Below are 13,068 nucleotides of genomic sequence, written 5' to 3'. Positions count from 1 at the left end.
GCATCGGGTTACGTGCTCTTCACCATCTTGTCGGTGATGATCTGCATGACCGTGGTGTCGGCGAGCGTCGTGGTGTCGCCCACCTCGCGGCCCTCGGCCACGTCGCGCAGGAGACGGCGCATGATCTTGCCCGAGCGCGTCTTCGGCAGTTCGTTCACGAGGTAGACCTCGCGTGGGCGGGCGATCGGACCGATCTGTTCGCCGACCCAGCTGCGGAGTGCCCCGGTGATGTCCGCGAGTCCGGACGCCTGCTCGAGGTGGGACTCCTTGATGATGACGAAGGCGACGACCGCCTGCCCGGTGGTCTCGTCGGCCGCACCGACCACGGCGGACTCGGCCACCATCTCGTTGGCGACGAGCGCCGACTCGATCTCAGCGGTCGAGAGTCGGTGCCCGGAGACGTTCATGACGTCGTCGACGCGGCCGAGCAGCCAGACGTCGCGGTCCGAGTCGAGTCGGGCGCCGTCGCCGGCGAAGTAGAACGGGCCGCCCTCGACGTCCCAGAACTTCTCCCAGTAGGTCTCCTTGAACCGCTCGGGGTCGCCCCAGATGCCGCGGAGCATCGACGGCCAGGGCTCGGTCACGACGAGGAGTCCGCCGCCGCCGGCGCCGACCGCGTCACCGGCGTCGTCGACGACGTCGATGGCGATGCCCGGGATCGGGACCTGCGCGCTACCGGGCTTCGTCGACGTGACACCGGGAAGGGCCGACACCATGATCGCCCCGGTCTCCGTCTGCCACCAGGTGTCGACGATCGGCGCGAGCTTGTTGCCGATGATCTTGCGGTACCACATCCACGCCTCGGGGTTGATGGGCTCACCCACCGAGCCGAGCAGGCGGAGTGACGACAGGTCGAACTGCTTCGGGATCTTCCGCCCGAGCTTCATGAAGGAGCGGATCGCCGTCGGAGCCGTGTAGAAGATGCTCACGCCGTACTTCTCGATGATCTCCCACCAGCGTCCCGGGTGCGGGGCGTCCGGCGTGCCCTCGTAGAGCACCTGCGTCGCGCCGTTCGCGAGGGGTCCGTACGTGACGTAGCTGTGACCGGTGATCCAGCCGATGTCGGCCGTGCACCAGTACACGTCGGTCTCGGGGTGCAGGTCGAAGACGTTCTTGTGGGTGAACGCCGTCTGCGTCAGGTAGCCACCCGAGGTGTGCAGGATGCCCTTCGGCTTCCCGGTGGTGCCGGAGGTGTAGAGGATGAAGAGCGGCTGCTCGGCGGGGAACGGCTGCGCGTCGTGCTCGGGTTCGGCGTCGGCGATGGCCTCGTGCCACCAGAGGTCGCGCCCGGCCGTCCAGTCGACCTCGTTCTCGCCGCGACGGACGACGAGCACGTGGTCAACGGTCGCCTGCTCGGGCAGCTCGCCGCGGCTCGCGAGCGCCGCGTCGACGGCGGGCTTGAGTGCGGAGACCTTGCCCTTGCGGTAGCCGCCGTCGGCGGTGATGACGAGCTTGGCCTCCGCGTCGTCGATGCGGGAACGCAGGCTGTCCGCGCTGAACCCGCCGAAGACGACCGAGTGGACCGCGCCGATGCGCGCGACGGCGAGCATCGAGACGATCGCCTCCGGGATCATCGGCAGGTAGATGGCGACCCGGTCGCCGGCTTCGACGCCGAGGCTGGTGAACAGGTTGGCCGCGCGCTTGACCTCTGCCGTGAGCTCGGCGTAGGTGATCGTGCGGGTGTCGCCGGGCTCGCCCTCCCAGTGGAGGGCGACGCGGTCGCCGTTGCCGGCCTCGACGTGCCGGTCGAGGCAGTTGTAGGCGACGTTCAGCTCGCCGTCGTCGAACCAGGTCGCGAAGGGTGGGTTCGACCAGTCGAGGGTCTTCGTGAACGGCTTGCTCCACGTGAGCAGTTCGCGGGACTGCTCGGCCCAGAAGGCGAGCCGGTCACTCGACGCCCGCTCGTAGAGCTCGGCGCTGGCGATCGCCTGCGCGGCGAACTCCTCCGACGGTGGGAATCGTCGGTCTTCGTGCAGCAGGCTGTCGATCTGAGTGCTCATCGTGTGTGTCTCGCTCCCTTGCGAATCCGCGTTCCTGACTCGACCTGCCGAGGCGGGTCGAGTCCGTGCCATGCACGAGCGTAGCGCGTTCTCGGTTGCGGGTTTGTCACTCATCCGAACAAATTCACGGGCCCAGTCTGTGAATGATCTGGGCATGGTAGGGAAACCACTCGATCTGGGGTCGTCTGAGTGCTTGTGTTCCCCGTTCACTGGCGTACACTTGGACCCGGCCGAATACACATTCGTGCATGCAGTGCCAGCGATTCCCCCCAATCCGGCACTGTAGAGGCGGCACCCATTCCCCCCAATGGGTGCCGCCTTCTTCTGTCTCCGATGTCGGCCGCAGGCGGCCGCTGGTGAGTATTCGAACATTGCTTATAGTTCTGCCACTATCAGCTCTATGCTTCTGGGATGACCGATCTCTTCTTGGCCGTCGTCGTCGACATCGTCGGTTCCCGCCGTCTCGACGATCGCACCCGCGCTCAGCGTGCGATCCAGGACGTCTTCCTCCAGGTGGAGGCCACCTGGCCCGCCGAGCAGCCGCTGCGTCCCACGGTCGGCGACGAGTTCCAGGTCGTGTACGCGGACGTCGCGACCGCACTGCGGGCCACCACCCTCGCGCGGCTCCTGTTCCCCGCGGAGGTCGACTGTCGGTTCGGCCTCGGCTGGGGCGAGGTCACGGACATCGACGCCGGGCAGGACGTGCTCATCCAGGACGGTTCCGCCTGGTGGCGGGCCCGAGCCGCCATCGACGAGGCGCATCGGCGGGAGGACAAACGTCAGCCGTACCTGCGATCGTGGTTCGAGGGCGAATCGCCCCAGGACGGAGACGCCATCGTGAACGCACTCCTCACCCTGCGCGACCACACGATCGATCAGATGCGGAACCCCCGACAGCGACAGCTCGCCGCGGGTGCACTCCTCGGCCGGTCGCAGGAGTCGATGGCGGCCGACGTCGGCATCTCGCAGTCCGCGGTGTCGCAGAACCTGCAACGATCAGGCGGCGCCGCGCTCGTCTCGGCCCTCGACCTGCTCGCCGGAGCGCCGATTCGATGATCACGGCCGTCCTGCTGCTCATGATCGGGGTCGCCGACATCTGTCGTGGACTGATCCGGGGCCCGCGCTGGTCGCCGGCCATCGGGCTGATGGCGGTCTGGCTGTTCGCCGTGTTGGGGCTCGGGCTCGACTGGTGGTGGCCGACACTGACCGGCCTCGTCGCCCTCGGGTGGATGGTGACCATGCCGTCCTCGGACACCTCGCGACCGCGCGGACTCTGGCCCGTGCTGCTGCTCGGTCTCCTCGTCGTCGCCGCCACACTCGTGTTCGGGGCGGGAGGGACGGCCGACAGCCCCGCTGCACAGGTCTACGCGGGCTTCCACCTCGGCGTGCTGCAGGAGGTGCCCCTTGCCCTCGCCGTCGCAGGCGGGTCGACGCTCGTCTTCCTCATGCGGAGCAGCAACCTCATCGTGCGGGCGTCGCTGCGCCGCGCGCGTGAGGACGATGAGCCGCAGCCGACCGCGACGCCCGCCTCCGCCTGGACGGTCAAGATCCGCGGTCGAGAGTTGGGGAGCGTCGAGCAGGGCGGCACGCCGCTGCGTCCGACGACGCAGCTGCTCGGCGGCCGACTCATCGGCCCGCTCGAACGCGTCTTCATCGTCGTCCTCGCGCTGAGTGGCACCGGCATGGTGATCGCCGCCCTCGTCGCGGCCAAGGGCATCGTGCGCTTCCCGGAGATCTCCGAGGACCGTGGTGTCGGCGGCAAGGCGGAGGAATTCCTCGTCGGCAGCTTCACGAGCTGGGCGATCGCCGCTGCTGCGGTGCTCTACCTCTGGGTGATCGCGGCCGGGTGAGACGCCACGGGGTCCCGCGTCGATCGACGCGGGACCCCGTGTCTCATCGCTGCTCGAGGAACGCTGCGAGCTGCTCCTGGTCGGGGTACGACGCCTGGGCGCCGGCCCCGGTCGCCGCGTAGCTGCCGACGGTCGAGGCGAATCGAGCCGCGTCGACGAGCTCGTCGCCGGCAGCGAGTCGCAGCGCGAGGGCGCCCATGAACGCGTCGCCGCAGCCGGTGGTGTCGACGGCGTCCACCGTCGGCGACGGCACCGACGTCGGGGCGGCCTCGCCGTCGATCACGACACTGCCCGCGGCCCCGGTCGTGACGACGGCTCGTCGGATGCCGTGGCTGCGCAGCGCCGTGGCGGTCACCTCCCACCCGGCCTCCTCCGGGTCGACACCAGCGAGGTCGGCCGCCTCGTGCTCGTTCACGAGGAGGACACCGGTCGCCTGGAGGAGCTCCTCCGGCACCGGACCGTAGGGGGAGAGGTTGAGGAGCACGAGCGCGCCGGCCGCAGCGCCCCGCCGGGCCGTCTCGAGCACGGTGTCGATCGGCACCTCGAGGCACAGGCAGACGACGCCGGCACCGTCGAGCGCCGTCCACGCCTCGCCGATCAGATCCGGCGTGAGGGTGCCGTTCGCCCCAGGCGACACGATGATCGTGTTCTCCCCGGCGTCGTCGACGGTGATGACCGCGGTGCCCGTCGCGACGTCGTCACGTCGGGCGATCCGGGTGACGTCGACCCCGGAGCTCGACAGCGACTCGAGCAGGAGGGACCCGTGCGCGTCGTCGCCGACCGCGCCGACCATGGTGACGTCGCCGCCCAGTCTGCCCGCGGCGACCGCCTGGTTGGCGCCCTTGCCGCCGGGGATGACGGCGAGTTCGGATCCCGTGAGTGTCTCCCCGGGCTGCGGGAAGCGTGCCGTGCGGACGACGAGGTCCGCGTTCAAGGACCCGACGACGACGATGCGTGGACTCTGCATGGTGACCTTCCTAGGCTGCCGAGGCGGTCTCGGCCGGGCGGACCTCGGCGCCCGCGGGCTTCGGGATGAGGAACGACACCAGCAGGGCGACCGCGGTGATGCCCGCGCCGACCAGCATGGCACTCGTGTACCCGGCCGTCGACGTCCCTCCGGCGGGTGCGACGGCGATCTGGACGGCGGGGAGGACGACGAAGCTGAGCCCGGCGCCCAGGTTGAAGGCGCCCGCGTTCAGTCCGGGCAGGAAGCCCGGGTTCTCCTTCGGCGACAGGACGATGCCCAGCCCGTTCAGCATGATGTTGCCGATGCCCGCGTAGGTCGCACCGATGAGGACGGTCGTCGCGATGAGGACGGGGAGCGAGTGCACGCCGACGAGCGCCATGACGACGATCGAGACGATGCTGCCGATGAGGCCGATGCGGAGCACGTTCAGGTAGCCGAGCGTAGGCGCGAGACGACCGGCGAACGGGCCGACGAGCCAGCCGACGAGGGCGTACGGCGTCAGGAACGCGAGGGAGGCGAGGTCGGCCTCCATGCTGAATCCCGCGTCGGCGTTCTGGGCGATCGAGGTGACGAGGCCGTTGGCGACGGCGAAGACACCGGTCATCGTGAGCAGCGTCGTGAGCAGGAGTGCCCAGGTGCTCCGCTGGCGGAGGTACTTCGTGGCGACCAGCGGTTCGGCGACGCGGTTCTCGACGGTCCAGAAGATCGCGAACGCGACGAGGGCGAGGACGATGAACCCGCCGACGAGCAGCCAGTTCGCCGCTGCGAGCTTGCCGGCCTCGTTGAACGCGGTGAGCAGGGCGGCGATCGACACGACGAGCGGGAGCACGCCCCACCAGTCCATCCTCGTGCCCTTCGAGGGCTGCGAGTTCGCGGCCCACAGGACGACGAAGACGATCGCGACGGCTGCGACGACGGCCATGGTCCAGAAGACGGACCGGAAGCCGTGGTTCGTGACGAGCCAGCCGCCGGCGAGGGCGTCGATCCCGGCGATGCCGCCGTTGACCGCGGTGATGAGGCCCATCATGGCGCCGTACCGCTTCGGGTCGGTGACCTCGGCGCGCAGCATGAGCAGGGTGATGGGCACGACCGGCCCGGACACGCCCTGGATGATGCGGCCGGCGAACAGCATCTCGACGTTCACGGCGAGGGCTGCGACGACGGTGCCGACGAGCATGATGACGAGCATCCCGGCCAGGACACGCTTCCGGCCGATGATGTCGCTGAGGCGGGGGAGGAAGACGGAGAACAGTGCGGCGGTGGTGAAGAACATCGTCTGCGAGAGGCCGATGGTGGCGTCGTCGGTCTGCAGCTCACGCGCCATGCTCACGAGCGCGGGGCTCAGCATGCTGGCGTTCAACTGGAAGGCGACGCAGGCGGCGAGCAACGCCGTCATGAGGGCGCCGATGCGGACGGCGGGCTTCGTGGAGTTCAGGAGGTCGCTCACAGCTCGATCTCCCCGATGTTCTCGAGGGCGTCGGTGACGAGGCCCCAGAAGCGTGCGTGGTCGAGTTCGGTCGCGGCCCAGGTGCTGCAGTCGTCCGGAGCCGGGCTGCGGAAGTCGGCGACCGTCATGCCGAGGGTGAGCGTGCCCGTGAGTTCGATGTCGATCGGCACTTTGACGGTCCGCACGATCGTCGGGTCGATCACGTAGGCGACCGCGCACGGGTCGTGCACGGGCGGACTGTCGAAGCCCTGCGCGTCCTTGTAGGTGGTGCCGAAGAACTCGAGCAGCTCCTCGACGAAGCGTGCCGGGCCGGTGCCGATCGCAGCGATCCGCTCGACGACCTCCGGGGTGGCGAGGGCCTGGTGCGTGAGGTCGAGGCCGACCATGACGACGGGCCAGCTCTCGTTGAAGACGATGTGCGCGGCCTCGGGGTCGATCTTGATGTTGAACTCGGCCACCGCCGACCAGTTGCCGACGTGGTACCCGCCGCCCATGAGGACGACCTCCTTGACGCGCTCCACGATGCGCGGCTCCTTGCGGGCTGCGAGGGCGATGTTCGTCAGGCCGCCGGTCGGGACGAGGGTGATCTCGCCCGGCTCGTGCGACATGACGAGGTCGATGATGAGGTCGATCGCGTGACGGTCGTCGAGGGTGATCGTCGGTTCGGGGAGGACGGGGCCGTCCATGCCCGATTCGCCGTGGATGTCCGGCGCGTTCTCGAGCGGGCGCACGAGCGGGCGGTCGGCACCGGCGGCGAACGGCACGTCGGTGATCCCGGCGATGCGGGCGACGGCGAGGGCGTTCCGGGTGACCTTCGGCAGCGTCTGGTTGCCGACGACGGTCGTGACGGCGAGCAGCTCGATCTCGGGGTTGCCGTGTGCCAGGAGGATCGCGATCGCGTCGTCGTGGCCTGGGTCGCAGTCGAGGATGATCTTGCGGGGCATGGTTCTCCACATCGTTGGGGTGCTGGGGGAAGCGGGCAACGCCGCACGTAAAGCGCTTCAGGTCCGCCGGGAGCAGCCTACGTCAAGCGCTTTAGGTTCGCCAAACCGGGTCGTTCGGCCCAGGGTTCCGCGGCCCCGATACGATCGACGGGTGCCCCTCGAACCGAACGATCCCCAGCCACGCGCCGCCCGTCGCGTCACGGCGGCGATGGTGGCGGAGCGGGCCGGGACGTCGGTCGCGACCGTGTCGCTCGTCGCCAACGGCAAGGATGCCGGGCACGTCTCGGCACAGAACGCCGAACGGGTGCGCCAGGCGATCGCGGAGCTCGGCTACGTCGCCGACCACGCCGCGCGGGCGCTCGCGAGCGGGTCCAGCAACCTGGTCGTCTTCGTGACGCCGGATGCGTCGAACCCCTATTTCGGTGCGGTGATCCGCGGGCTCCGGGCCGGCCTCGGCGACGCGTACCAGTTGCTCGTGTCGGTGACCGGGGAGGGCGACGTGCCGACGGCGGCGGCGCTCGGCCGACTCGCGGCCCTCCGACCGGCCGGGGTCGTGGTCGATGCGCCGAGCGAGGCCTTCCTGGACGAGCTCCGGCTCGACACCGCGCTCGTGTTGCTCGACGCACCCCGCCTCCCGGCGACGACGGCGGAGGCAGCGTCCGGTGCCGTCGTCACCGACCGACGCGCCGTCTCCGTCGACTTCGACCTCCTCGGCGGTGTCCGAGCGCTCCTCGACCACCTCCACGTCCTGGGCCACCGGCAGCTCGGGTACCTCGGTGGGCGGACGGCGACGGACACGTTCCTCCTGCGTCGGCTGCTGCTCGAGCGCGAGGCTGCCGTGCGCGGGATGCGGGTGCACGCCGACGATCGCGCGGAGAGCATCATCGACCTCGAAGCGGCGGCCGCGGCATTCGTCGACAGCTGGCCGCGGTGGCGCGACTCCGGGGTGACCGCGCTGGTCTGCGCAACCGACACGCACGCGTACGGGGTGCTGCAGTCGGCGCGGGCGATGGGCATGCCGGTGCCGGGGGAGCTCGCGGTGGTCGGGTTCGACGACCTGGCGTCGTCGGTGGTGAGCGACCCGCCGTTGACGAGTGTGCGGTTGCCCGGTGAGGCGCTCGGTCGCGCAGGCGCCGAGCAACTCCTCGCCCGGATCGAGGGCCGGACGGTGGCACCCGCCCCGGTGATCGCTGCGGACCTCGTCATCCGCGCCTCGACGATCGGTCGCTGAGGCGCGTCGACGTCCATCGAGGCCGCTCCACAAGCGAGGTCGGTCGCGTGAGCTTGCGAGGTCCGCGCCTCCGCGCCTCGGCGTTCGAGCCAGGGCTTCTACGCTCGCCGCATGTCCGATCGCTTCGTCGTCTCCGTCCCACCCGATGCCGCCTCTCCTGATTCTCCGGAAGCGACGGTCGACGCCGAACCCGCTGGTGCAGCCGAGTCGCGCGGGGTCACGGCGCTCGCCGACTTCGGGGCTCTTGCTCCCTACCTCGCCGATCCGGGGGTCACCGACCTCTTCGTCAACGGTTCGTCCGGCCTCTGGCTCGACCACGGTGCCGGGCTCGTCCGCGAGGTGGGGTGGCGCTCCGATGAGGCGACCATCCGAGCGCTCGCGGTGCGCCTGGTGGCGAGAGGCGGGCGGCATGTCGACGAGGCGACCCCGTGCGTCGACGTGCGTCTGCAGGACGGGGTGCGGGTGCACGTGGTCCTCCCGCCGGTGTCGACCCGGGGGACGTTGCTGTCCATCCGGGTGCCGCGGGACGAGGCGCTGGGGTTCGATGCGCTGCAGGCCGCTGGGATGTTCCCGGCGGCGGTCGCCGAGCTGCTGCGCGAGGCCGTCGCCGCTCGGACGAACATCCTCATCACCGGTGCGGGTGGCTCCGGGAAGACGACGCTGCTCGGCGCCCTGCTGGGCCTCGCCTCGCCCGTCGAGCGGCTCGTCGTGATCGAGGACGTCGCGGAGTTGCGGATCCTCCACCCGCATGTCGTCGCCCTCCAGTCGCGCCAGGCCAACCTGGAGGGGGCCGGCGGCATCGACCTCGAACGCCTCCTGCGCGAGGCCCTCCGCATGCGTCCCGACCGGCTCGTCCTCGGCGAGTGCCGGGGGCCCGAGGTGCGCGAGCTGCTGTCGGCGCTCAACACCGGGCACGACGGTGGTGCCGGCACCCTCCATGCGAACTCCGTGACCGACGTGCCCGCCCGTTTGGAGGCGCTCGGTGCGCTCGCCGGCATGAGTCAGGAGGCCGTCGCCCGTCAGGCGACGAGCGCGATCGGACTCATCGTGCACCTGGCACGGCTCCCGGTCGGCCGGCAGGTGGTCGCGGTCGGCCGCCTCCTGATCGACGAACACGATCGCCTCTCCGTCGAGGAGTTACCGTGACCTGGCTACGGGTCCTACGGCGGGTGCTCGCCGCGCTTCCCGGTGCGGCCCAACCCGATGACGACGGCCCGGCACGCGTGGCGCGCACCACCCGTCGTCTGGCCGTGCTGCTGGGTGCCGGCGTCGCACCTGGCAGCGCTTGGAGGCATCTGGCCCTGGAAGCGGACGCCGATGCGCGAACGCGATCAGCGGCGGGGTCCGTCGGCCTCGCGACGGATGAACCGGACGACGAAGCCGGCCCGACGAGCGATCATCGGGCCGACGCGGCGGTGCTGTCAGCGGTGGCCGATGCTGCAACGCACGGCGGCGACCTGCCGGCGGCGATCGCCGCCATCGCTGATCAGGAGACGGGTGCTGGCGCGCGCACAGCCTGGGCGGGCCTGGCAGCCGCTTGGCAGGTCGCTGCGATCAGCGGCGCACCACTCGGTGTCTGTCTGCGGGACCTCGCCGGGTCGCTGCGCGAGTTGGACCGCATCGGTCGCGACGTCGGCACAGCGCTCGCCGGACCGTCCGCGACGGCGAGGCTGGTGCTCTGGTTGCCGCTCGTCGCCGTCCTCCTCGGGATGGCCCTCGGCTTCGACACACTGCGGACGCTCTTCGCGACGCCTCCTGGGCTCTGCTGTCTCGCGGCGGGCGTGGCGTTCCTCATCGTCGGTGCGCGCTGGAGTTCGGCGCTCAGCGCACGGGCGGCCAGGCGCGACCCCGCACCGGGGTTGTCGCTCGACCTCGTCGCGGTGGCGATGGCGGGTGGGGGAGCGGCGCCGGCGGCCCGGTCGATGGTCGAGGAGGCGTGCGAGCGGTTCACCGTCCCCTACGACGGTGCCACGATCACGAGCGTCCTCGCGCTCTCTGCCAGGGCCGGGATCCCCGCCGGTGAGCTGCTCCGCAGCGAGGCGGAGCAGCAGCGTGATCAGGCGCGGTCCGACGGCGAGCGGGCTGCAGCCATCCTCGCGACCCGCCTCATGATCCCGCTCGGGGTCTGCATCCTGCCGGCCTTCCTCCTCGTCGGTGTGGCTCCGCTCCTCCTCAGCGTGGTCACGTCGACGACGCTCGGGTTCTGACGATCCGGTCGACGCGGACCTGCCTTGCTCCGATCGCGAGACTGCTTCAGCCGCGGGAGCGTGGGAGTGCGCGCCAGCAGCGTGCACCGATGAGCACGGCGACGGCGATGATCACGATCGGCACGAGGATCCACGCGACGTCACCGGACCAGCCGACGCCGATGCCATCCTCGTTGGCGAAGGCGAGCACGTCGACGAAGAAGAACCGTGCGTGCGCTTCATCGAGCGTCGACTGCTCGACCACGGCGAGCATCCCGAGGGTGAACAGGGCGAACGAGAACCAGTAGGCGAGGATCGCGACGCCGCCCCAGATGACCCCGATCGACCAGGTCGGTCGCAAGCGGGCCGGGTCGTCGGCGTAGCGGGCGGCCAGAGCGCGTGGTGAGCCGAGGTCGGCCACGGCGATCGTCATCGGTCGCCGATCGACCGAGAGCTCGTCCCGGAGTGAACGGATGATCGAACGGCGTTCCCGCCCCGTGACCACGGCCTCGAGGTGCCAGTCGAGGCGCTGCAGGTACGAGTCTCGTCGCCAGCGGTCCGCGACGCTCAGTCCGCGTGCAGCGCGCTCGGCGAGCAGGTCGTCCGCTGTGGGGCGCTTCTGGTCGATCATGCTGATGCTCCTTCAGGGTCGATTCCTCGTTCGGCGATGTCGGTCATCGCCCTCCAGCGGGCGATGGCGTCGAGCCTCGCCGCGTCTCCTCGTTCGGTGATCGCGTAGTACTTCCGTGCTGGTCCGCCCGAGGAGGCGACCCGACGCGCGGTCACCAGTCCGTCGCGTTCGAACCGGCTGAGGACCGGGTACACGACGCCGGTCGCCAGGTCGGCCAGCCCGAGGGCTCGGAGCCGTTCGACGAGCTCGTACCCGTAGGTCTCGCCGCGGTGCACGGTGGACAGGATGAGCATCGGCAACACGCCCCGGAGGAGTTGCGAGTCGCGCGCCGCCAGCTGTTCATCCATGACTATTACTCAAGCATGAATAGCCACTGGGTGCAAGGCGAGTTCGCTCCACAACCGGCCGGTCGACGCGGCCCGTCGCCGACGTCGGCTCCGCTCGCGCGTCGCTGGACGCGGTCGCCGAACATGGAGGTGTTCGTGCCACGAGCGCAGCACTCCGGTGCGGGGAAGGAACATCATGATCACGATCGGTCGTCGAGTCGAGCAGCGTGTCACGCGCGAGGTGCGGCGCGTCCTGCGGGACGAACGAGGGTCCGCCACGGCGGAGTACGCGGTGGCCACGATGGCGGCCGTCGGGTTCGCCGGGCTCCTCGTCGCCATCCTCCGCGGAGACGAGGTGCGGGGCATCCTCACCGACCTCATCCGACGAGCCCTGACGGCGAACGGTTGAGCCGTGCGGCTGAAGGTACCGACGTGCCGTTCGGAGGAAGGCGCGGTGACGGCGGAGTTCGCTGTCGTCGTCCCGGCCGTCGTCCTCGTGCTGGCCATGGGACTCTCCGCGGTGCAGGTGGGGCTGACCCAGCTCCGTGCGACCGACGCAGCGGCCGACGCCGCCCGGAGCCTGGGGCGAGGCGACGACGCCGGGACCGCGGCGGGTCGGGTCGCGCGCGTCCTGCCGGGGGCCACCATGACGAGTGGCGTGGAGGGCGACCTCGTCTGCGTGCGCGTCGACGCCGTCGGCGGGTCCGGCCTGGCCGGCGTCGTCCCGGTGTCGGCATCCTCATGCGCCATGGGCGGCGGCCGATGAGCGTGAGGTGGCGCCACCTGGTCCTCCGCGCGGCGCGAGACCTGCGCGACGAGACCGGAGCAGGGTCGGTTCTGGCGGCAGGCATCCTCGGGGCGCTGGTCGCCGTCCTCCTGGCGACGCTGCCCGTCGTGACGTTGTTCGCCGCTCATCAGAGAGCGGCCAACGCGGCTGACGCAGCCGCGTTGGCGGCAGCCGACACCGCGTCCGGTCGTCTCCCAGGCTTCCCCTGCGAAACTGCTCGCATGGTCGCGGCGCGCAATGCGGCGTCGCTCGGCACCTGCAGTGTGGAGGGCGTCACCGTCCTCGTCGACGCCACTGTCGACACGGCCTTCGGCGCCATCACGGTCGCCGCGAGAGCCGGACCTCCTCCGGAGGCGTCCGGCGCCGTCGTCGGGGTGCCCGCGACCGCCACCTATTAAGAGGTAGCGGTGAGAACGGTCAGCCCTGACCGGAGTCGGTCGTGAAGACCGCCTCCAGGAAGCGGTAGTCGACGGCGCTCGGGGCGCCGGAGTCGTCGTACTCCTCGCCGGTCGTCCGGGCGTATCGGTAGACCTTGCCGGCGGTGCCGCTCGGCACGTCGACGGTGGGCGTCGGTGATCCGTGGTCGCTGAGTCGGGCGCTGATCGTCTTGCCCTCCAGCGGACCGTCGGTCAACTTCACGGTGTAACTCGTCTGGGTACTCATGGCAGACATTCTGCTCCGAACGCCGCAGAACGCAAG

The 13,068-nt window shown here is 70.4% G+C and carries 15 protein-coding genes; 8 read left to right on the top strand and 7 right to left on the bottom strand.

Annotated elements, in window-relative coordinates:
- Positions 1-8 precede the first annotated feature (8 nt).
- Entirely contained in the window at positions 9-2,000 is a 1,992-nt protein-coding gene (acs, locus tag GV015_RS17410) for an acetate--CoA ligase (RefSeq protein ID WP_159879661.1), read from the bottom strand.
- 411 nt (positions 2,001-2,411) lie between these two features.
- On the opposite strand from acs, the gene GV015_RS17405 reads away from it, so the two are divergent.
- Together GV015_RS17405 and GV015_RS17400 are read left to right on the top strand one after the other, a co-directional pair.
- Positions 2,412-3,056, top strand: coding sequence for a SatD family protein (locus tag GV015_RS17405; RefSeq protein WP_159879659.1), 645 nt, complete (start codon positions 2,412-2,414; stop codon positions 3,054-3,056).
- The gene (locus GV015_RS17400; protein ID WP_159879657.1) at positions 3,053-3,850 is read left to right on the top strand and encodes a hypothetical protein; all 798 of its coding nucleotides are present in this window, start codon (positions 3,053-3,055) and stop codon (positions 3,848-3,850) included. The genes GV015_RS17405 and GV015_RS17400 overlap by 4 nt, the downstream gene beginning before the upstream one ends.
- A 43-nt stretch (positions 3,851-3,893) precedes the next feature.
- Here GV015_RS17400 and GV015_RS17395 read toward each other — a convergent pair whose 3' ends face one another.
- The 3 genes from GV015_RS17395 to GV015_RS17385 are packed head-to-tail and all read right to left on the bottom strand — an operon-like array spanning position 3,894 to position 7,208.
- Complete coding sequence (locus GV015_RS17395; protein ID WP_159879655.1) at positions 3,894-4,817, bottom strand: ribokinase; 924 nt, start codon at positions 4,815-4,817, stop codon at positions 3,894-3,896.
- 10 nt (positions 4,818-4,827) lie between these two features.
- Positions 4,828-6,264, bottom strand: a complete 1,437-nt coding sequence (locus GV015_RS17390; RefSeq protein ID WP_371416578.1) for an MFS transporter — start codon at positions 6,262-6,264, stop codon at positions 4,828-4,830.
- Entirely contained in the window at positions 6,261-7,208 is a 948-nt protein-coding gene (locus GV015_RS17385) for a nucleoside hydrolase (RefSeq protein ID WP_159879653.1), read from the bottom strand. Before GV015_RS17385 ends, GV015_RS17390 begins: the two co-directional genes overlap by 4 nt.
- Before the next feature lie 151 nt (positions 7,209-7,359).
- On the opposite strand from GV015_RS17385, the gene GV015_RS17380 reads away from it, so the two are divergent.
- The 3 genes from GV015_RS17380 to GV015_RS17370 all read left to right on the top strand — a co-directional run bounded on the left by GV015_RS17380 (position 7,360) and on the right by GV015_RS17370 (position 10,646).
- Entirely contained in the window at positions 7,360-8,439 is a 1,080-nt protein-coding gene (locus GV015_RS17380) for a LacI family DNA-binding transcriptional regulator (protein WP_371416577.1), read from the top strand.
- A gap of 111 nt (positions 8,440-8,550) precedes the next feature.
- Complete coding sequence (locus GV015_RS17375; RefSeq protein WP_159879651.1) at positions 8,551-9,585, top strand: TadA family conjugal transfer-associated ATPase; 1,035 nt, start codon at positions 8,551-8,553, stop codon at positions 9,583-9,585.
- On the top strand, positions 9,582-10,646 hold the full coding sequence (locus GV015_RS17370) for a type II secretion system F family protein (protein WP_159879649.1): 1,065 nt from the start codon (positions 9,582-9,584) through the stop codon (positions 10,644-10,646). Before GV015_RS17375 ends, GV015_RS17370 begins: the two co-directional genes overlap by 4 nt.
- Before the next feature lie 46 nt (positions 10,647-10,692).
- Here the strand turns inward: GV015_RS17370 and GV015_RS17365 are convergent, their stop codons facing one another.
- Positions 10,693-11,256 (bottom strand): hypothetical protein, encoded by a 564-nt coding sequence (locus tag GV015_RS17365; RefSeq protein ID WP_236555521.1) that lies wholly within the window; start codon positions 11,254-11,256, stop codon positions 10,693-10,695.
- Positions 11,253-11,603, bottom strand: coding sequence for a PadR family transcriptional regulator (locus GV015_RS17360; RefSeq protein ID WP_079706884.1), 351 nt, complete (start codon positions 11,601-11,603; stop codon positions 11,253-11,255). The genes GV015_RS17365 and GV015_RS17360 overlap by 4 nt, the downstream gene beginning before the upstream one ends.
- Before the next feature lie 175 nt (positions 11,604-11,778).
- On the opposite strand from GV015_RS17360, the gene GV015_RS17355 reads away from it, so the two are divergent.
- Genes GV015_RS17355 through GV015_RS17345 form a run of 3 tightly spaced genes read left to right on the top strand, consistent with a single transcriptional unit; the run spans position 11,779 to position 12,767 of the window.
- Positions 11,779-11,991 carry a DUF4244 domain-containing protein gene (locus GV015_RS17355; protein ID WP_079706885.1) on the top strand — a complete coding sequence of 71 codons (213 nt, stop codon included), beginning with the start codon at positions 11,779-11,781 and terminating at the stop codon, positions 11,989-11,991.
- A gap of 45 nt (positions 11,992-12,036) precedes the next feature.
- Complete coding sequence (locus GV015_RS17350) at positions 12,037-12,348, top strand: TadE family type IV pilus minor pilin (RefSeq protein WP_159879647.1); 312 nt, start codon at positions 12,037-12,039, stop codon at positions 12,346-12,348.
- Positions 12,345-12,767, top strand: a complete 423-nt coding sequence (locus tag GV015_RS17345; protein ID WP_159879645.1) for an Rv3654c family TadE-like protein — start codon at positions 12,345-12,347, stop codon at positions 12,765-12,767. Before GV015_RS17350 ends, GV015_RS17345 begins: the two co-directional genes overlap by 4 nt.
- Positions 12,768-12,786: 19 nt before the next feature.
- Here GV015_RS17345 and GV015_RS17340 read toward each other — a convergent pair whose 3' ends face one another.
- Entirely contained in the window at positions 12,787-13,032 is a 246-nt protein-coding gene (locus GV015_RS17340; RefSeq protein WP_064294660.1) for a hypothetical protein, read from the bottom strand.
- Positions 13,033-13,068: the final 36 nt, after the last annotated feature.

Origin of the sequence: Plantibacter sp. T3 (assembly GCF_902506515.1) — a bacterium.
Lineage (GTDB): Bacteria > Actinomycetota > Actinomycetes > Actinomycetales > Microbacteriaceae > Plantibacter > Plantibacter auratus.
This window is presented reverse-complemented; position numbering and strand designations above follow the sequence as displayed.